This window comes from Pseudooceanicola algae, from assembly GCF_003590145.2.
GTDB classification, from domain to species: domain Bacteria; phylum Pseudomonadota; class Alphaproteobacteria; order Rhodobacterales; family Rhodobacteraceae; genus Pseudooceanicola; species Pseudooceanicola algae.
The window spans coordinates 3,057,423-3,075,032 of sequence record NZ_CP060436.1 but is presented as its reverse complement, the minus strand read 5'-3'; the positions used below and the strand labels follow the sequence as shown (position 1 = coordinate 3,075,032).

Below are 17,610 nucleotides of genomic sequence, written 5' to 3'. Positions count from 1 at the left end.
CTCCCTAGCTGTAAAGACAATCGCGCAGGCGGGTCAGCCCCACGATCATCTCGTCTTTCGGTGCCACCATGGCGACACGGATATAGCCCGCACCGGGATTGTCCCCGTCGACCCTGCGGCTGAGATAGGCCCCCGGCAGAACCCGGACCCCGGTCGCCTGCCAGAGACGCAGCGCCGCCGTCTCTCCATCCGGGACCGGCAGCCAGAGGAAGAACCCCGCTTCCGGGCCCGCATAGCCGGGCAGACCCGACAGGATTTCGTCGGCGGCATCGTATTTTTCGGCATAAAGCGCACGGTTCTCCACCACATGGGCGTCATCCGCCCACAGAAGGGCCGAGGCATTCTGGATCGGCAGCGGCAGCGGCGCCCCGGAATAGGCGCGCAACTGGCGGATGCGGCGCAGGCTTTCCGGCCCACCCGCCACGAAACCCGACCGCAGACCCGGCACGTTCGACCGCTTGGACAACGACTGGAACAGCACCACGCGCTCGGGGTCGGCCCCTGCCTTGTCGGCCGCGCTCAGCACACCCATGGGGGCAGTGTCGCGGTAGATCTCGGAATAGCATTCGTCCGCGAAGATCTTGAAATCATGGCGCTCCGCGAGGGCCAGCAGGTCCGCAAGGTACTCCGCACCGGCCACGGCGCCCTGCGGGTTGGTCGGCGTGCAAAGGTAGCAGGCGGTGGTGCGATCAAGGATCTCGGGCGGCAGGGCGGCGTAATCGGGCAGGAAGCCGTTGTCGCGGCTCGCCGGAACAAAGACCGGCTCGGCCCCGACGGAAATCGCCGCGATCATGTAAACTTGGTAGAAGGGATTCGGGATCAGCACCACGGGGCGCTTGCCCGCCTTGGTTTCCGGCAGCAGCGCCATGGCGGCATTGTAGAGCCCCTCGCGGGTGCCGTTGAGCGCCATGACCTGCTCGGGAGGGATCGTCGAACCGTAACGCCGCGCGATGAAATCCGAAATCGCACCGCGCAGTTCCGGCGTGCCGTCATTGGGCGGATAGCTGTTGAACCCGGCAGTGGTCGCGCAAACGGTTTCAGCCACCCATTCGGGGAATGGGTGCTTGGGTTCGCCGATGGTCATATGCAGAACCTCGCCGCCCGGCTCGTGATGGTCGAGCAGGGCACGCAGGCGCGGGAACGCATATTCCGGAAGGTCCGAAAACCGCTCTGGAAACATTTCTACTGCCTCTTTCACCGGGGTCATTTCGCCCCGTTTGCGGGCAGGTTAGCTTACATGGCCGGGTCGCGTCCAGCGCCATGGCCCTTTTGCAACGCTTATGTTGCCCCCAGGACAACGGGTTCCGCAGCGGCGGCGACACGGGCCAGGCGCTCTTCCTGCAGGGGCTGACCCATTAACATCAGGCCGCAGGCCGGGCTGGGCGTCGGCAGGGAAACGGCGGGCAGGCCCATCAGGTTGCCGATGCGGGTATTGCGCAGCGCCAGCAGGTTCTCGGTGATGTAGTAGTCTTCGTCGCTCAGCATCCGCGCCACATCGGGCGGCAGGATCGGGGCCGTAGGGCAGATCACCGCGTCGAAGCCCGCCGTCGCGGCCTGCCATTCGGCGCGCAGGGCATAGAGCTTTTCCCATCCCGCAACGTAATCGGGGGCCGAAACCTGCGCCCCGGCACGGAACCGCTCCAGGATTTGCGGGAACATCAGGTCGGGTGCGGCTTCGATGCGGTCCTTCCACAACCCGTAGCCTTCGGAGGCAAACAACAGTGCCGACAGCGGCATGGCCGCGTCCAGCGCGGGGACGGTGATGTCGGTCAACCGGGCACCGGCGTCCTGCAGCCGGGCCGCTGCCGCATCGAAGGCGGCCAACGGGGCGTCGCGGATCGAATCGAAGGCCACGTTGCGCAGCACGCCCAGGCGCAGGCCACGGGGGCTGACGCCGCGCAGGTCCGGGGCCGGGCGCCCTTCGAGCGCGGAGAGCAGCAGGGTGCAATCCTGAACCGACCGGGCCAGCGGGCCGATGGTATCGAAGCGTTTGCAAAGCGGCTGCACCCCTTCAAGGCTGATCCGCCCCGAGGTGGTCTTGAACCCGACCAGATTGTTCCAGGCCGCCGGAATGCGCACCGACCCCCCGGTGTCGGAGCCGATGCCCCCGGCCGCCAGCCCGAAGGCCACCGATGTCGCCGCGCCAGAGGAACTGCCCCCCGGCGCCAGGGCCGGGTCGTTCACATTGGGCGGCGTCGCGGTCACCGGGTTGATGCCGATGCCGGAAAAGGCCAGCTCGGACATATGGGTCTTGCCGAGACAGATCAGCCCGGCCTGCGTGGCATTGCGCAGCACCAGCGCATCGCGGTCCGGGACATGGCCTTTCAGCAGGGCGCTGCCTGCCTCTGTCGCGGTGCCGGCGCTGTCGAAAAGGTCCTTCCAGCTGATCGGCACCCCGTCCAGCGGATGACGGCGGGTGCCCAGCCGGGCGCGCTCTGCCGCGGCTTCGGCTTCGGCAAGGGCGCGCTGCGGCGTGGTACGGGCATAAATGCGGTCGCTGTCGGGATGGGCCGCGATGGCATCAAGGTAGCATTGCGTCAGGGCCACCGGGTCGATTTCGCCCGCCCCGATGCCGCGCCCCAGGTCCCCCGCCTGCATCCATAGCCATTCCTGCATCATCCGCCCCTTTGCCCTGCGCGTTTTGCCGCGACGGTAACGCCGTGATCCGCCATGGACAATCCCGGGCGGGGCCTCATATTTGCAGCATGGATTTTGATAGCGATCTTCTGATCATCGGCGGCGGGCTGAACGGCCCCGCCATGGCCCTTGCCGCCGCGCATATGGGGCTGAGCAGCACTGTCGTGGACGCCCTGCCCGCGCCCACGCGCGAGGCGGCGGATTTCGACGGCCGTGCCTATGCGCTGGCGCTGGCCTCGGTCCGGATGCTGGCGGCCATCGGCCTGTGGGACGCGCTGCAGGAATCGGCCCAGCCGATGCTGGATATCAAGGTTTCGGATGGGCACGCAGGGCGCGGCGCCGCGCCGTTCTTCCTGCATTTCGACCATGCGGAGATCGAGGAAGGCCCGATGGGCCAGATGATCGAGGACCGCTATCTGCGCCGAGCCCTGCTGGAGACGATGGACCGTAGCCCGCTGATCACGCAGTTGAGTGAAACGCGGGTTGTCGCGCAGAGTGTGCAGGCCGAAGGCGCCGAGGTCACCCTTGATACCGGCGAGCGCCTGCGCGGGCGGGTGCTGATCGGTTGCGATGGCAAGACCAGCGGCACGGCCCAGAGAGCCGGGATCCGCCGCCAGGGCTGGTCCTATGGGCAAACGTCGCTGGTTTGCGCGATTTCCCATGAGAAACCGCATCACGGCGTCGCGCATCAGTTCTTCATGCCGCCGGGCCCGCTGGCGATCCTGCCGCTGCCGGGCAACCGCAGTTCGATCGTCTGGAGCGAAACCAGTGCCGCCGCCCGCGCGATCCAGGCGCTGGAGGATACCGATTACCTCGCTGCCCTACGCCCCCGGTTCGGGGATTTTCTGGGCGAAATCGCATTGGCCGGCCAGCGCTTTGCCTATCCGCTTGGGTTGTCATTGGCGGAGAAATTCAGCGCCCCGCGGCTGGCGCTGGTGGGGGATGCCGCGCATGGGCTGCACCCCCTGGCCGGACAAGGGTTGAACGCCGGTCTGCGAGATGTGGCTGCGCTGGCCCAGGTACTGGGCGAGGCGCGGGAGCGCGGCGAAGACATCGGCGCCGGGGATGTGCTGGCCCGCTATCAGGAATGGCGGCGGTTCGACACGGCCACGCTGGCCATGGGAACGGACATTACCAACAAACTGTTTTCAAATGATAATCCGCTGCTACGACTTGGGCGCGGCCTGGGCCTTGGGGCTGTTTCCGCCTTGCCGAAGCTGCGTCGCGGGTTCATCCGTGAGGCCGCCGGCCTGACCGGGGATCTGCCCGATCTGATGCGGTGAGGCCCACGTGGGGGCGCTGCCCCCGTCTCCGTGCCGGAGACTCCCCCGGGATATTTGGAACAGGGAAACCGATAGGGCGCCTAGAGGCTGCGGGCCTCGTCGATCAGCAGGATCGGGATACCGTTGCGGATCGGGAAGGCGAGATTGGCGGCCCTGGAGATGAGTTCCTGTGCCTCGGCGTCGTAGCTGAGGGTGGTATGGCTTTGCGGGCAGACCAGCGCCTCGATCATGCGGCGGTCGAAGAGGGGGGTGTCGGTCATTGCAGCATGTCCTGGCCGTTGCCGCCCCGCAGGGCGTATTCCATCAGCGTCACGAGGGTTTCGCGACGGGTTGTGAGAGAGGGCGCTTCGAGGAGCGCCTGTTTTTCCTCGGGGTCGAAGTTGAGCAGCATCGACAGGGAGTTGATGAGCAATTCGTCATCGGCGTCCTTGAGGGAATCCCAATCGGTCGAGAGGCCCTGGTCGAGGAAGTAGCGGTCGAGCAGGGACAGAAAGGACTTGCGGGCGAAATCCGGATCGGTTTCCGCCGCGCCGAGATCGCGGTCGAAGCCGGACCAGTCCACTTCGAAGCGGCGATAGGCGGTGAACCCCGTCACCTCCTTGCACAGTCGGAAGCGTGACATTCCGCTGAGAGTGATCATGTAGCGGCCGTCTTCCATTTCTGAGAACTGGGTCAGCCGCCCGGCGCATCCGATGCTGTGCAGCCTGTCTTCGGCACCTTCGGGGGTTCCGCAGGGCTGGACCATGCCGATCAGCCGGTCCTTGCATTTCAGGCAGTCTTCGAACATCGCCAGATAGCGCGGCTCGAAAAGGTGCAACGGCAGGCGTGCGCGGGGCAGCATGAGCGCCCCGGGCAGGGGAAACACCGGAAGGATGTCGGGCAGGTCGGCGGGTTTCATCATGGTGGAAATCTAACCCGCATCGGCCCTGCGGAAACCCCTTCAGGCGAAAATCATCGAGGAGAGCTTGCGCCGTCCGTTGAGCGCGACGGGGTCCTGCGGCTTGAGCGCGTCGAAGATGGTGAAGAGTTGCTGCTTGGCCGCGCCTTCGTTCCATTCCCGGTCGCGCCGGAAGATCTCGAGCAGGGCATCCACCGCTTCCTGGACCTCGCCTGTGGCGTGCAGCGCAAGCGCCAGGTCGAAACGAGCCTGAAGGTCGGCAGGGTCGGCCTCCACCGCAGCGCGCAACTCGGCCACGGGGCCGGCATCGGCAGCCTGGCGGGCGAGTTCGAGCTGGGCATGGGCGGCTTCGAGCTCCGGTGCCGAGGAGATTTCGGCCGGGGCGCCGTTGAGGATGGCCTCGGCCTGATCCAGTTCGTCCAGCGCCAGATGGGCGCGGACCAGCCCGCCATAGGCCGGGGCGTTGTTCGGATCTTCCTGCAGGATCGCCGCGAAGGTCTGGGCCGCATCGGAGGCGGCGCCTTCGGCCAGCATTTCTTCGGCTGCGGTGACGGCATCCGCGAGGCCGCCGTCATCGTCTTCGACCATGGCGGCGAGTTTTTCGACGAAGGCCTTGACCTCGGACCCCGGCAGGGCGCCCTGGAAACCGTCCACGGGCTGGCCCTGGAAGAAGGCATAGACCGTCGGGATGGATTGCACCCGCATCTGGCCGGCGATCATCTGGTTCTCGTCCACGTTGACCTTGGCCATCAGGACCTTGCCGCCCTGGGCATTCACGGCCTCTTCAAGCGCCGGGCCGAGCTGTTTGCAGGGGCCGCACCAGGGCGCCCAGAAATCGACGATGACAGGGGTTTTCTGAGAGGCCTCGACGACCTCCTGCATGAAATCCGCCTCGGTGACGTCTTTCACGTATCCCCCGGCGGGGGCAGTGGCGGGTCCGGTTCCAAGCTCGATCATGGCGAGAGCTCCCTTATTGGCTGGGTCGGAAACTATATGGACCTTCGGGGGCGGTTTTCCAAGCGGTTCCGCCGGGCGTTCCTTGCGGATGTGGCCGGGGCGCTGCCCCGTCTCCGTGCCGGAGACTCCCCGGGATATTTACAACAGGGAAACCGGGTGGGTGCATTTTTGCATAGGGGCAAGCGCGGCAGGCGTGGCTTGCCTTTCCTGGTTGGGACGGGCTTAGTTTCGGCGAAAGCCGGGAAGACCAGAGATGACGAATATCACCGCAGGGGAAGCGCCGGAAGGGGCGAGGGTGCCGGGACCGGGGTCCTTGCGGATGGACCGGGTGATCGGGCTGATCCTTGCCGCCGTGGTCCTGAGCGTGGTGCTGCGCAGCTTCACCGGCTGGGATTGGTCCGATGCGGTGGCAAAGGGTGGTACGGTGCTGGCCGTGGCCCTGCTGTCGTTGCGGGCCCGCTGGGGGCGGCGGGTTTTCGTATTGATTGGCTTGGCGCTGGCGGTCTATGTGGTTGCCCTGGCCGAGGATGCAGGGGCGGTGATCGGGACGGCGCTGAGCCAGGCGAGCTTTATCACCGCGTTTTTCTGCGCCCTGGCAACGCTGCGCCACACGGCCGAGATTTCGGCCCCGATCACGCGGGCGGCTATTTATCTGGCACAACAGCCGCCGGGGCGGCGCTACTCTGCGCTGGTGCTGGGGGCGCAGGTCTTTGCGCTGGTGCTGAATTACGGGTCCATTTCGCTGCTTGGCGGGATGGCGCAGACATCCGCGGTGAAAGAGTCGGATCCGCTGATCCGCGAGATCCGCACGCGACGGATGTTGCTGGCCGTGCACCGAGGGTTCGCGGCCAGTCTGGTCTGGTCGCCGCTGAGCTTCGCCATGGTGATCTCGACCAGCGTGATCGCAGGGGCTAGCTGGGCGGCGGTTCTGCCGGTTGCGATGGCCTCGGCTGCCATACAGACCGGGATCGGCTGGGCGCTGGACCGGTTCTTCAAGCCGAAGGTCGACCCGTCACGCGTGCCGGCCTATCAGCGCCGGGACAGCCCCGCCGCCCTATTGCCCGTGTTGTGGATGATGCTGCTGGTCGCGGTGCCGGTCTATGCGATCCATCTGGTCAGCGGCGTTTCAGCAGCCCTGTCGGTGCTGGCCGTGGTGCCGGTCGTCGCCGCGCTCTGGCTGGTGGCCGAGGCGCCGAGGCGGACCGGGGGGCGGCAATTGCGCCAGCACGGCGGGGCGTTCCTGTTTCAGGAACTGCCCGGATTCGGCGGCGAGATCATCCTGCTGGCCATGGCCGGTTTCCTGGGCAGTGCGGCAGGGGCGATGCTTGCACCGGCGCTGAGCGCCAGCGGCATCGACCTTGGCAGCCTGCCTGTCTGGATCCTGCTGCTGGTGCCGATCTGGATCATCCCGCTGGGCGGGCAGTTCGGCATGAACCCGATCCTGTTCGTGTCGCTGTTCGGCCCGTTACTGCCGGATCCGGCCACCCTGGGCATCGCGCCCGCAGCCATGGTAATCGCCCTGACGGCCGGTTGGTCGATCGCCGCCGTGACATCGCCCTTCACCGCCTCGGTCATGCTGATCGCGCGGCTTGGCGGGGTCACCCCGTCAGCGGTCTGTTTCCGCTGGAACGGGGTCTTTGCCCTTGCTGTCGGTCTGGCCCTGTCGCTGCTGGTGCTGGCTATCGCCTAGCAGGTCACAGGTCGAAGGTTGCAAACACCGGGGCGTGGTCCGAGGGCTGTTCCCAACCGCGCACCGCGCGTGAAACCCGGCTGGAATGCGCCGCATTCGAGATATCCGGCGTGGCCCATACATGATCGAGGCGGCGCCCCTTGTCCGCGGCATCCCAATCCGGGCTGCGATAGGACCACCAGGAATAGAGGTTCCCTTCGGGGATGTCCTGCCGGGTGATGTCCACCCAGTTCCCGGCGCCCTGGGTCTCGGCCAGATGGGCGACCTCGATCGGCGTGTGCGACACGACCCTGAGCAGCTTCTTGTGGTCCCAGACGTCATCTTCGCGTGGCGCGATGTTGAGATCCCCGACCAGGATCGCCTTCTTCGGCGGCTCGGCATGGAACCAGTCCCGCATCCCGGTCAGGTAGTCGAGCTTCTGACCGAATTTCACGTTCACTTCGCGGTCGGGCTTGTCGCCCCCCGCAGGGACGTAGAAATTGTGGATCGTGACGCCGTTGGGCAGGCGGGCAGCAACATGGCGGGCATGGCCAAGCGCGGCGAAATCCTTGTCCCCGACATCTTCCAGCGGCAGCTTCGACAGGATGGCGACGCCGTTGTAGCCCTTCTGACCGCGTGCCACCATGTGGGTATAGCCAGCGGCATGGAAGGCCTCGACCGGAATCTTGTCGACCGGGCTCTTGCATTCCTGCAGGCAGAGCACATCCGGCGCGTCCTGTTCCAGCAACTTGCAGACCAGTCCTTCGCGCAGGCGGACCGAATTGATGTTCCAAGTGGCAAGGGTAAAGGGCATGGCAAGCTCCGGATGTTGGGCAGGTCTTCGGTAGCATCCGGGACGCGGCAGGAAAAGCCCGACCCGGCACCGCGAGCGTCCCCACAGGCAGATCCAATGCATTCTAGCTTTAACGCGGCGGCAAGGGATTCGCGCTATCGCGGAGGCTGAAGGGGGCGCCAGTGCGGATCGTCACACAGAATATCATCGTCGCGATGACCTTCCTGGGGCTCTGCCTGTCCGGGCCGGTTCTGGGACTCGCCTCTTTGCCAAGGGCCAGTCACGGGCTGGTTCTGGTACTTTCGGGGCCGTGGGCAGACCGAGAGGCGGCGATTGCCGCGGCCGGGGGCCACGGGGTCGGGCCAACATGGGCGCCGATGGCGACGCTCGCCCAGGCGGGCAACCCCGATTTCGGGGATCGCTTACGCGAAGCAGGGGCCTTTCTAGTTGTCGACGGCACCGCCGTCGCGAAATTTTGCGGAGTGACCGGATGAACGTGACTGACATGACCGCCGATCAGGATTTGAAAGACGAGAACGGGTTCGAAGCCTCGCGGAAACAAGCGATGCGGCTTGTCGGGCAGGCAGCCATGGGGCTCGCAATCCTGCCGCCCGCCGCCGCGCTGCTGGCTGGCAACCCGGTGCTGCCGGTCCTGGTTTTCGCGCTGGCTGTCGCCGGGCTGGCCTTTTTCGGCAGCAGCAGCGGGGGACCGGGCGGGCGAATGATCGTCGGGATGGCGCTGATCGGGCAAGCCATGGGGTTTTCGGCTGCATTGGCCGGGCACCCCTGGCAGGTCGACAGCCATATGCTGTTCTTTGCGCTTCTGGCGGTCACGATGGCCATGTCGGACGCGCGGGTCGTCATTGGCTGCGCCGCGCTGATCGCCGTGCATCACCTGACCCTGGCCATCGCCTTGCCGACCTTGATCTACCCCTCAAGCTCGCTGGCGCAGAATATCGAACGCACGGCCCTGCATGGTGTCATCGTGGTAATGGAGGCCATCGTGCTCTTCGTCTCGATCCGAAACCGTGTCGCATTGGACGAGCGGGTGGCCGAGTCTGACCTTGCCTCGCGCCGCGCCATGCAGCGTGAACAGGAAATCAGCATCCGCGCCGCCGAAGCCCAGCAGATCGTCGTTGACGGGCTGGGGGAGGCATTGAACCGGCTCGCCAGTCGGGATCTGGGCGCCACGATCAACACGCCCTTCGATGAAAACCACGACAGTCTGCGGCAGGATTTCAACCACGCGGTCGCTGAACTGCGCGAAACCGTCCAGAACGTGATCCGCAACGCCCAGGCCGTGTCGCAGGATGCAGACGCCATCGCCAATGCCTCCAACAACCTCGCGCAGCGGACCGAACGGCAGGCCGCTTCGCTGCAGGAAACCTCCAATGCAATTCAGGAGATCAACAACAACGTGCGCGCCACCGCCGAGGCCGCGCGCAGCGCCAGTTCCGCCGCCGACGGCGCCCGCGCCCAGTCACAGACCTCGGACGAGGTTGTGCAACGCACCGTTTCGGCCATGGCCGAGATCGAAACCTCATCCTCCGAGATCTCGAATATCAGCCAGGTGATCGAGGATATCGCCTTCCAGACGAACCTTCTGGCGCTTAATGCTGGTGTCGAAGCCGCCCGCGCAGGTGAGGCGGGCCGCGGCTTTGCCGTGGTCGCGACAGAAGTTCGGGCTTTGGCTGCGCGCTCGTCCACCTCGGCGCGTGAGATCAGCTCGTTGATCTCCACCTCCAACGAACAGGTGAAGAACGGCGTGGCGCTGGTGAATGAAACCGGAGTTTCGTTGAAACGGATCTCGGAAGTGGTGCGCAACGTGGCGGAACTGGTGTCGCAGATTGCCTCTTCGGCGAATGAACAATCCAGCTCTCTGGCCTTTATCGACGATACGATGAAGGAACTCGACCAGGTAACCCAGCAGAATGCCGCCATGTTCGAAGAGACCAATGCGGCCTCTACCGCCCTCAACCGCGAGGCGGAGGAATTGAGCGCGTTGATGACCCGGTTCCAGACAGGCGCAGATACTGACCAGGCTCCCGGCGCACGCCGATCACCGGCCGCGCCGATGCCCGCTGCTTCGGCCAAGCAAGTAGTGAACGGTCCGCCCGCCGGCGGTCAGGACGATTGGAATGAATTCTGACCTTGTTTCATCCCTTGCCGGTCCAGGGCCTTGCCAAGGCGAGGGGCTGCCGGAGGTCCTGACGTTCAGCCCCCATAAGCAGCTCAGGGCACGGGCGAACGGCAGAGATCCGCTGATAAACCGCAGATCTTATGAGCCTAAGAGAGGCGCCAGTTGAAAAAACCGACGCCGATTCGCGTCACCTCGAAGAGACGCAAATCCTGCCGAAGATGGGAGAGTCTGTTTTAATTTTACGGGAATTCACCTTAACCAACTGTAGGAAAAGAAAAAAGCCCGGGCCATAAGCCCGGGCAGTCCAACAGGGAGGTACATATCTAACCCGGATATGTTCGGTTTTGTTCCAAGGAACATGCTATCAACATACATTTTTCCGACGACCACGGAAAGCAGGGAATACGCTAGGCGACCAGACGGTACCCTCCGGACTCGGTCACAAGCAGGCGGGCGTTGGATGGATCAGGCTCGATCTTCTGACGCAGGCGATAGATATGGGTTTCCAGCGTATGGGTCGTGACCCCCGCATTATACCCCCATACCTCGTGCAGCAGGACATCCCGGGCCACCACGCCATCGGCGGATCGGTAAAGGTACTTCAGGATATTTGTCTCTTTCTCGGTCAGGCGGATCTTGCGCTCATCCTCCGTGACCAGCAGCTTCATTGCAGGGCGAAAGCTGTAGGGGCCAAGCTGGAACACCGCGTCCTCGCTTTGCTCATGCTGACGCAATTGCGCCCGGATCCGAGCGAGCAGGACCGGAAACTTGAATGGCTTGGTGACGTAGTCATTCGCCCCAGAATCCAGCCCAAGGATCGTATCCGCATCGGTATCGTGCCCCGTCAGCATCAATACCGGGCTTTTCACCCCCTGTTTGCGCATCAACCGGCATAGTTCGCGCCCGTCGGTATCTGGCAGACCGACGTCCAGAATCAACAGATCGAACAGCCCCTCCTTCACCTTCTGCATCGCATCGCTGCCACTGCCGGCCTCGAAGACATCGAAATCCTCGGTCATGACAAGCTGCTCGCTCAGCGCCTCGCGCAGGTCGTCATCATCATCGACAAGCAGGATCTTTTTCAATTGCGCCATATTTCCGGTCTCCTATGCCCGTCAAGCGCACATGCGCCTGCCTTGCCGCCACGACAAGTTTTGCTACAGGCTCTCACGCTCTCGTGTTGGAGAAACGGGAATTGTTTCAAATCCCCCACCATCCGGCTATTGGTAGGCGCCTGAAACCCGCACCCGTCCGGCCCTGCCCGGAACCGGGTCGATCCCGGTCCGAAACGGAATTACCGCATGAGCCTTCTTCCCGAGGTCGCCGAACTTATTGCCCGCGCCCGCACCGATCTGCGCATGGGCTTGCCAGTGGTGCTGCAAGGCGGCGGCCACGGGGCGTTGGTGCTGGCTGCGGAAACGCTGCGCCCCGCGCGGTTGCGCGATCTCATGGCCTTGCCGGGCCAACCGGTGCTGGCGATCACTGCGCGCCGGGCCGAGACGCTTAAGGCGCGGCCTTATGACGGTGACCTGGCCCGCCTGCCGGTTCCACCCGGGGCCACACCGGAATGGGTCGGCGCGCTGGCCGATCCGGCAGATGATCTGCGCCACCCGATGAAAGGCCCGTTGACCGCCCTGCGCGACGGGTCGGCCGACCTGCATCGCATCGCTTTGAAGCTGGCGAAATCCGCCCGAATCCTGCCCGCCGCCATCCTGGCGGAGCTTGGGGATCCCGCCAGTTTTGCCCGTGATCACAACCTGACCCTGCTGCCCGCCGTGCATACCGCGGCGCAACTGGACCTTGCCAGCCCGATGAATGCGGTGGTTTCGGCCCGCCTGCCCCTGGCGGTGTCCGAAGCCGGGCGCCTGCATGTGTTTCGCCCAGCAGACGGCGGTGAGGAACATTATGCGGTCGAGATTGGCCGCCCCGCGCGGGACAAGCCCGTTTTGGCGCGGTTGCATTCGGCCTGTTTCACCGGCGATGTTCTGGGCAGCCTGAAATGCGATTGCGGCCCCCAACTACATGGCGCCCTGACCCAGATGGGATCGGAAGGCGCGGGCATCCTGCTTTACCTCAATCAGGAAGGGCGCGGCATCGGTCTGGCCAACAAGATGCGGGCCTATTCCCTGCAAGATCAAGGCTTTGACACGGTCGAGGCGAACCATCGCCTTGGCTTCGAAGATGACGAACGCGATTTCCGCCTTGGCGCGGAATTGCTTCAACGGCTGGGCTTCAGTCAGGTGCGGCTGCTGACCAACAACCCGGCAAAGATCGCGATGATGGAAAAAGAAGGCGTCGCGGTTGTCGAACGGGTCCCGCTGAAGGTCGGTGAAAATCCTTTCAACAAGGCCTATCTTGCCACCAAGGCCAAGAAATCCGGGCACCTTCTATGAGGCTGCGCCTGACACCGATGGGCCTGCGTACCGGATGCGTGACACTGCCCTGCAGTATCGGGCGCGGCGGGATCCATCCGGACAAATGCGAAGGGGACGGGGCGACGCCGGTTGGACGACACCGGGTGGCCCAGCTTTGGTATCGCCCCGATCGTCTGGCCCGGCCAGTTCCATGGGCGCGGCCGATCGGGCCTTCGGACCTGTGGTGCGACGCGCCAGATCACGGGGCGTATAACCAGCATTGTCGCGCGCCCTTCGCCGCGAGCCACGAAAGACTGCGCCGTGCCGATCCACTGTACGACATGGTCATAGTGCTGGACTGGAACTGGCCGAACGCCCGACCGGGGGCCGGATCGGCGATTTTCCTGCACCAATGGCGTCGCCCGGGGTTTCCGACAGAAGGCTGCATCGCGCTGCGCCGCGATCATCTGCACAGACTGATCCGCCATTTGCGCCCCGGTGACGTGATCGAGGTCGCGCCCCGCCCGGCCTAACCGCGCGCGCCAAAGATGGCCGAGCCGACGCGGACATGGGTCGCGCCGAAGGACACGGCCTTTTCGAAATCCCCCGACATGCCCATCGAAAGCCCGGCAAGCCCGTTGCGGGCGGCGATCTTTGCCAGAAGGGCGAAATGCAGGCTGGCTTCTTCGTCGGCAGGGGGAATGCACATCAACCCCTTCACCGGCAGGGACAGGTCGCGGCATTCGGCGACGAAGGCATCGGCTTCGGCTGGCAGAACGCCCGCTTTCTGCGGTTCCTCGCCGGTATTGATCTGCAGGAAAAGCTCCGGACAGGTGCCGATCTCGTCCGCGATACGCGCGATGGTCTGGGCAATCTTGGGGCGATCGACGGAATGGATGACCTCGGCCAGTTCCATGGCCTGACGGACCTTGTTGCTTTGCAGTGGGCCGAGGATATGCAGGGAAATTCCGGGAAATTCATCGCGGTAGGCGGGCCACTTGCCGGCCGCTTCCTGCACGCGGTTCTCACCAAAGATCCGCTGGCCCTGCTTCAGGACAGCGCGCACGCGGTCTTCTGGTTGCAGCTTGGATACGGCGATCAGCGTTACGTCGTCGGGGCTTCGCCCGGCCTCGGCGCAGGCGGCGGCGATGCGCGACCGGATCTGATCAAGCGGCGTCTGGTCGGGGCTGGTTTCAAGGCTGGTTGTGGTCATGGCACCCTCTTTGCAAGCGCGGCCAAGGAACATCAATGCAGCCGGAAAGGAAAGGGGCACCTCGGGCTGCGACCCCAGGAAAGAGGCGGCAAACGAAAAGGGGCAGGTCCGAAGACCTGCCCCCTGGATCGCAACATTCAGCTTCTGGGATCAGAAGTTGAAGGTCACACCGAAGTCAGCAACGGTGTATTCGATCAGGTAGCCGACGGAACCCTTCAGAGCAGCGCCGCCGCCCAGGTCGTAAGCGAAGCCAACGCCGTAGTTGGCGTCGTCCAGAGCGTCAACGTATGCAACGAAGCCCGAAACGTTCAGAGCGGAGTTGATGTCGTAGTCGAAGCCGACACCGTATGCATCACCGTCCGAGCCGTTGTCGGCGTAGGAAGCGTTGAAGCCGATGTTGGCGATGTCGCCGGAGACAGCAGCAGCCCACTCGGTGGAGTAAGCGTATGCGTCTTGGTAACCCAGAGCGAAGGTGTAGCCCGAGAAGGTGTACGCGACATACATGTCGGTGCCTTCGTAGACCGGGTCATACGACAGATGCGCTGCGAAGGCATCCATTTCGTAGGTCATAGCAACGGCATCGGAACCGTTGATGGCGTTGGAGCCGTAGCCGGGGATGCTGATAGCCGGCGAGATGAACTCGAGGCCGAGCAGACCGGGGGAGGGCATTGCCAGACCGGGCATGTTGTCGAGCGCGTACTCGACGTTGCCGACCATCAGGGTCAGACCGTCGGAGGACACCCACAGCATCGGGTCGTTGAAGCCGTTGGTGGTGGTGCCGTTGGCGTTCATGTAGTCGCCAGCGGAGGTGATCCGCATGCGGACTTTACCACCGAATTCCATGCCGTTGTCGGCTTCAGTGGTGCCGATGACGTCAAGTTGGAACCGGTTGGTCAGGTTCCAGTCTTCGGTACCATCGTTGTAAACGACACCGAAACGGGCGAAGCCGACCAGGTCGATATCTGCGGACGCAGCACCGGCGGTCATTACCAGCGCGGTCGTTGCGAAGAGAACTTTTTTCATCGTGTTTCCCTCGGTTTTCTCAGTCTGCCCCAAAACGGGGAATCCGATTTGGGTATGCCAAGGTCTTTCGCTCTTTTCCCCTTATCATTGCAAGTAAACCGGATCGGGCGGGGTAATGCGGGTCCGAAGCTGGTGCAACTCTGCCACAGTCTGCCGCCCTGACCCGGTGATGCTGTCGCGATCAGTGGCAGATTTCAGAACCGTTAATGCCAATGGCCAGAAAGCCGGCTCGGCGGAAATCCACGCGAGAGAAGGGTGAAAAGCCCATTTTCGGCGGGAAACCCCGCTTGATCAGGGTCTTGACCGCGTCTGCACCAGGGCCTGACGCCCCTTGTCCCGCGCACCGCCAGACACCGCGCAGACCATTTGCCCGCAGAACACCCGGCAGCGGTCACATTATGCGTCCCCTTAACAGTATGTAGAGATATCTGCGCATTGGCCCGACCGCTGCCCGCAACACCTCGGGGTCCCGGACCCGCCCCCGCGGCGAGAAACGCGGCAGCCCGCAACAGCCCTGAGATGTCCGCAGTCCGGGCAATGTCGGTCTTGCCGGCTGCAAGGAAGGCCCGGACCCGGAATGTTCCTTGCCCCCCCTTGCCCGCTTCGTTAGATCAGGGTGGACACATGGCACTTTGTGCCTATGGAAATGAGGCTTGGCATGACGTCTACTCGCGCTATCGGCCTGGCGGCCGGGATCGCCCTTCTCGCGCTCGGCGCCTGCGGATCAACCGGCACGCAAACCACGAGCGTTCCGGTCAGTAACGCTTCGGGCGATGTCTATGTGCCCGGCGGTCGGACCGAAGGGTCGACCTACGCCGAGGAAAGCACAGTCTGGGAAATCTTCAGCCAGCGCGATGATGGCACCAAGGTCGCGGTGAACCGCTATCTTTGGAACGCCTCGCTGGAAGTGCTCGATTTCCTGCCCGTCAAAGAGGTTGATCCCTTTACCGGCGTCATCGTCACCGACTACGGCACGCCTCCGGGCGGCGGTCGGTCCTATCGGGCGACGGTCTATATCTCGGATCCGGCACTGGAAGCCCGGTCGCTGAACGTGGCGCTGCAAACCAGCGGGGGCCGCGCCGCCGATGCCGGCACGCAACGCGCCGTCGAGGACGCGATCCTGACCCGCGCCCGCCAGTTGCGGGTGGCCGACCGGGGCCGCTGAGACCGCCAGCGCCCCACCAGGGAACAGACGGAAAGCCGCCCTTCGGGGGCGGCTTTTTCGTGTCACGCATCCCCGATCACAGCGGCATCGCCGCCACGGCGTCCACCCAGTCCAGCTGCCGCGGCAGGCAATGCCGGTTCAGATCATACCCCTGGGTGATGACCTCGCGCGCGGCGCGGCCAAGCCGGGCGCGGGTGGGGGCATCCTCCAGCAGGCTGCAGACCTGATCGGCCAGCGCCGCGCCGTCGAAGAAATCGACCAGCCGCCCGGTTTCCCCATCGCGCAGAACCTCGCGCACCGGTTCGGTGTCCGAGGCGACGATAGCGGCCTCGCAGGCCATGGCCTCCATCAGCGACCAGCTGAGCACGAAGGGGTAGGTCAGGTATACATGCACCCGCGCCACCTGAAGCATCTGCAGGAAATTTCCATAGGGAATGCGGCCCAGGAAATGCACCCGCGCCATGTCGGATTCCGGGATCTGGGGCGCGACCTCATCAAGTAAGATCTGCTTCCAGGTCTGCCCCTGGGGTGGCGGCGCACCATAGGACGACCCGTCCCCGCCGGTGATCAGCACCTGTGCCCCGGGGCGATCCCGCAGCAGGCGCGGCAGCGCGCGCATGAAGACGTGATAGCCGCGATAGGGTTCGAGGTTGCGGTTCACGAAGGTCACCACCTCGTCCGCGCGGGTCAGGACCTGGCCCGAGGGCAGGCTGAATTGCGCCCCCGGATCAGGCTTCAGCGCCTCGGTGTCGATCCCGTCGTGAATCACCGAAATCCGGTCGCGCATCGCCTGCGGAAAGGTCCCGGCCTGGAATTGGGTCGGACTGATCCCCGCCTGCGCCACGTCAAAGCTGAGGTGGTTGTGCAGGTTCTTCAGGCGAAGGCGCGGCGCCGCGCCTTGGGGATCGGGGGACGGAAATTCGGGGTCAAAGCCCAGGTGCGGATAGTCGGCCAGATGGTAAAGCTCGCAATACAGCCCGATGCGCGCCTGCGGCCAGACATCGCGCAGAAACAGCGATTCCCCCCAGCCCGGGTGCGCCACGATCAGATCGGGAACAAAGCCCGTCTCCTTCAACTTGAGCGCGGCGCGAAAGCAGGCCTCGGCCCGCGTCACCTTGGTGTCCAGGTCGAGCATCCAGGGATGCACTTTCTGCCCCCCCTTGCGCGCGATCTGATAGGGCAGCATCCGCACACCCTGCCAGTCGGTCGCCTGTTTCACCCGCAGGGTCAGCGCCACGACCCTGTCGCCGCGCGCGGCCAGCGCCACGGCAAGATGCCTGAACTGGCCGGGAAAATTCTGGTGGATGAATAGGATGTTCACGGGGGCCCTCCTGCTAGACTGCAGATTACCCCCCACGGTCGCGTTGGGAACCCGTGCTTTTGCCATCCCGGCCCGCCCGTGCCGTTTTGAGCCCGAATCTTTAAATCGCTGGACCCCCGCGCCCTGCCGCCCTATCAACCCGCCCCGAGACGCCCAT

At 64.6% G+C, this 17,610-nt stretch carries 17 protein-coding genes; 7 read left to right on the top strand and 10 right to left on the bottom strand.

The genetic code is table 11. The features are described from left to right. Positions 1–4 precede the first annotated feature (4 nt). Complete coding sequence (locus PSAL_RS14355; protein WP_119839258.1) at positions 5–1,180, bottom strand: aminotransferase class I/II-fold pyridoxal phosphate-dependent enzyme; 1,176 nt, start codon at positions 1,178–1,180, stop codon at positions 5–7. A 98-nt stretch (positions 1,181–1,278) separates the two neighbouring features. Continuing rightward, entirely contained in the window at positions 1,279–2,616 is a 1,338-nt protein-coding gene (locus PSAL_RS14350; RefSeq protein WP_119839434.1) for an amidase, read from the bottom strand. 89 nt (positions 2,617–2,705) lie between these two features. Between PSAL_RS14350 and PSAL_RS14345 the strand changes: the two genes are divergently transcribed. Then, positions 2,706–3,920: a UbiH/UbiF/VisC/COQ6 family ubiquinone biosynthesis hydroxylase gene (locus PSAL_RS14345; protein WP_119839257.1), complete on the top strand. Its 1,215-nt coding sequence runs from the start codon at positions 2,706–2,708 to the stop codon at positions 3,918–3,920. Positions 3,921–4,000: 80 nt separating this feature from the next. Here the strand turns inward: PSAL_RS14345 and PSAL_RS14340 are convergent, their stop codons facing one another. From PSAL_RS14340 to trxA, 3 genes are read right to left on the bottom strand one after another with little or no spacing between them, the layout of a single operon-like run. Continuing rightward, a complete protein-coding gene (locus tag PSAL_RS14340) occupies positions 4,001–4,180 on the bottom strand; it encodes a Trm112 family protein (protein WP_119839256.1) in 180 nt (59 codons plus the stop codon). Beyond that, positions 4,177–4,821: an LON peptidase substrate-binding domain-containing protein gene (locus PSAL_RS14335; RefSeq protein WP_119839255.1), complete on the bottom strand. Its 645-nt coding sequence runs from the start codon at positions 4,819–4,821 to the stop codon at positions 4,177–4,179. Before PSAL_RS14335 ends, PSAL_RS14340 begins: the two co-directional genes overlap by 4 nt. A gap of 39 nt (positions 4,822–4,860) precedes the next feature. Beyond that, the gene (trxA, locus tag PSAL_RS14330; RefSeq protein WP_119839254.1) at positions 4,861–5,775 is read right to left on the bottom strand and encodes a thioredoxin; all 915 of its coding nucleotides are present in this window, start codon (positions 5,773–5,775) and stop codon (positions 4,861–4,863) included. Between the two features lie 253 nt (positions 5,776–6,028). Between trxA and PSAL_RS14325 the strand changes: the two genes are divergently transcribed. Next, positions 6,029–7,465, top strand: coding sequence for a hypothetical protein (locus tag PSAL_RS14325; protein WP_147407629.1), 1,437 nt, complete (start codon positions 6,029–6,031; stop codon positions 7,463–7,465). A 4-nt stretch (positions 7,466–7,469) separates the two neighbouring features. Here the strand turns inward: PSAL_RS14325 and PSAL_RS14320 are convergent, their stop codons facing one another. Further along, entirely contained in the window at positions 7,470–8,258 is a 789-nt protein-coding gene (locus PSAL_RS14320; RefSeq protein WP_119839252.1) for an exodeoxyribonuclease III, read from the bottom strand. 161 nt (positions 8,259–8,419) lie between these two features. Here PSAL_RS14320 and PSAL_RS14315 point away from each other — a divergent pair, with 161 nt between their 5' ends. Together PSAL_RS14315 and PSAL_RS14310 are read left to right on the top strand one after the other, a co-directional pair. Continuing rightward, the gene (locus tag PSAL_RS14315) at positions 8,420–8,731 is read left to right on the top strand and encodes a hypothetical protein (protein ID WP_147407628.1); all 312 of its coding nucleotides are present in this window, start codon (positions 8,420–8,422) and stop codon (positions 8,729–8,731) included. Next, on the top strand, positions 8,728–10,386 hold the full coding sequence (locus tag PSAL_RS14310) for a methyl-accepting chemotaxis protein (protein ID WP_196222789.1): 1,659 nt from the start codon (positions 8,728–8,730) through the stop codon (positions 10,384–10,386). Before PSAL_RS14315 ends, PSAL_RS14310 begins: the two co-directional genes overlap by 4 nt. Positions 10,387–10,784: 398 nt before the next feature. Here the strand turns inward: PSAL_RS14310 and PSAL_RS14305 are convergent, their stop codons facing one another. Then, the gene (locus PSAL_RS14305; RefSeq protein ID WP_119839250.1) at positions 10,785–11,471 is read right to left on the bottom strand and encodes a response regulator transcription factor; all 687 of its coding nucleotides are present in this window, start codon (positions 11,469–11,471) and stop codon (positions 10,785–10,787) included. Positions 11,472–11,678: 207 nt separating this feature from the next. Between PSAL_RS14305 and ribA the strand changes: the two genes are divergently transcribed. Together ribA and PSAL_RS14295 are read left to right on the top strand one after the other, a co-directional pair. Next, a complete protein-coding gene (gene ribA, locus PSAL_RS14300; RefSeq protein WP_119839249.1) occupies positions 11,679–12,770 on the top strand; it encodes a GTP cyclohydrolase II in 1,092 nt (363 codons plus the stop codon). Beyond that, complete coding sequence (locus tag PSAL_RS14295; RefSeq protein ID WP_196222788.1) at positions 12,767–13,264, top strand: L,D-transpeptidase family protein; 498 nt, start codon at positions 12,767–12,769, stop codon at positions 13,262–13,264. The genes ribA and PSAL_RS14295 overlap by 4 nt, the downstream gene beginning before the upstream one ends. Here the strand turns inward: PSAL_RS14295 and PSAL_RS14290 are convergent. Both PSAL_RS14290 and PSAL_RS14285 read right to left on the bottom strand, forming a co-directional pair. After that, positions 13,261–13,944 (bottom strand): YggS family pyridoxal phosphate-dependent enzyme, encoded by a 684-nt coding sequence (locus PSAL_RS14290; RefSeq protein ID WP_119839248.1) that lies wholly within the window; start codon positions 13,942–13,944, stop codon positions 13,261–13,263. The genes PSAL_RS14295 and PSAL_RS14290 overlap by 4 nt on opposite strands. Positions 13,945–14,094: 150 nt before the next feature. After that, the gene (locus PSAL_RS14285) at positions 14,095–14,967 is read right to left on the bottom strand and encodes a porin (RefSeq protein WP_147407627.1); all 873 of its coding nucleotides are present in this window, start codon (positions 14,965–14,967) and stop codon (positions 14,095–14,097) included. A gap of 658 nt (positions 14,968–15,625) precedes the next feature. Between PSAL_RS14285 and PSAL_RS14280 the strand changes: the two genes are divergently transcribed. Continuing rightward, entirely contained in the window at positions 15,626–16,132 is a 507-nt protein-coding gene (locus tag PSAL_RS14280; RefSeq protein ID WP_119839246.1) for a DUF3576 domain-containing protein, read from the top strand. 76 nt (positions 16,133–16,208) lie between these two features. On the opposite strand, the gene PSAL_RS14275 is transcribed toward PSAL_RS14280, so the two are convergent. After that, positions 16,209–17,453 (bottom strand): glycosyltransferase, encoded by a 1,245-nt coding sequence (locus PSAL_RS14275; RefSeq protein WP_119839245.1) that lies wholly within the window; start codon positions 17,451–17,453, stop codon positions 16,209–16,211. Positions 17,454–17,610 lie beyond the last annotated feature (157 nt).

Excerpts from the sequence above, each read along its gene's own strand:
- PSAL_RS14355 (WP_119839258.1), bottom strand. The coding sequence starts at position 1,180 with ATGTTTCCAGAGCGGTTTTCGGACCTTCCGGAATATGCGTTCCCGCGC.
- PSAL_RS14350 (WP_119839434.1), bottom strand. The coding sequence starts at position 2,616 with ATGCAGGAATGGCTATGGATGCAGGCGGGGGACCTGGGGCGCGGCATC.
- PSAL_RS14345 (WP_119839257.1), top strand. The coding sequence starts at position 2,706 with ATGGATTTTGATAGCGATCTTCTGATCATCGGCGGCGGGCTGAACGGC.
- PSAL_RS14340 (WP_119839256.1), bottom strand. The coding sequence starts at position 4,180 with ATGACCGACACCCCCCTCTTCGACCGCCGCATGATCGAGGCGCTGGTC.
- PSAL_RS14335 (WP_119839255.1), bottom strand. The coding sequence starts at position 4,821 with ATGATGAAACCCGCCGACCTGCCCGACATCCTTCCGGTGTTTCCCCTG.
- trxA (WP_119839254.1), bottom strand. The coding sequence starts at position 5,775 with ATGATCGAGCTTGGAACCGGACCCGCCACTGCCCCCGCCGGGGGATAC.
- PSAL_RS14325 (WP_147407629.1), top strand. The coding sequence starts at position 6,029 with ATGACGAATATCACCGCAGGGGAAGCGCCGGAAGGGGCGAGGGTGCCG.
- PSAL_RS14320 (WP_119839252.1), bottom strand. The coding sequence starts at position 8,258 with ATGCCCTTTACCCTTGCCACTTGGAACATCAATTCGGTCCGCCTGCGC.
- PSAL_RS14310 (WP_196222789.1), top strand. The coding sequence starts at position 8,728 with ATGAACGTGACTGACATGACCGCCGATCAGGATTTGAAAGACGAGAAC.
- PSAL_RS14305 (WP_119839250.1), bottom strand. The coding sequence starts at position 11,471 with ATGGCGCAATTGAAAAAGATCCTGCTTGTCGATGATGATGACGACCTG.
- ribA (WP_119839249.1), top strand. The coding sequence starts at position 11,679 with ATGAGCCTTCTTCCCGAGGTCGCCGAACTTATTGCCCGCGCCCGCACC.
- PSAL_RS14295 (WP_196222788.1), top strand. The coding sequence starts at position 12,767 with ATGAGGCTGCGCCTGACACCGATGGGCCTGCGTACCGGATGCGTGACA.
- PSAL_RS14290 (WP_119839248.1), bottom strand. The coding sequence starts at position 13,944 with ATGACCACAACCAGCCTTGAAACCAGCCCCGACCAGACGCCGCTTGAT.
- PSAL_RS14285 (WP_147407627.1), bottom strand. The coding sequence starts at position 14,967 with ATGAAAAAAGTTCTCTTCGCAACGACCGCGCTGGTAATGACCGCCGGT.
- PSAL_RS14280 (WP_119839246.1), top strand. The coding sequence starts at position 15,626 with ATGACGTCTACTCGCGCTATCGGCCTGGCGGCCGGGATCGCCCTTCTC.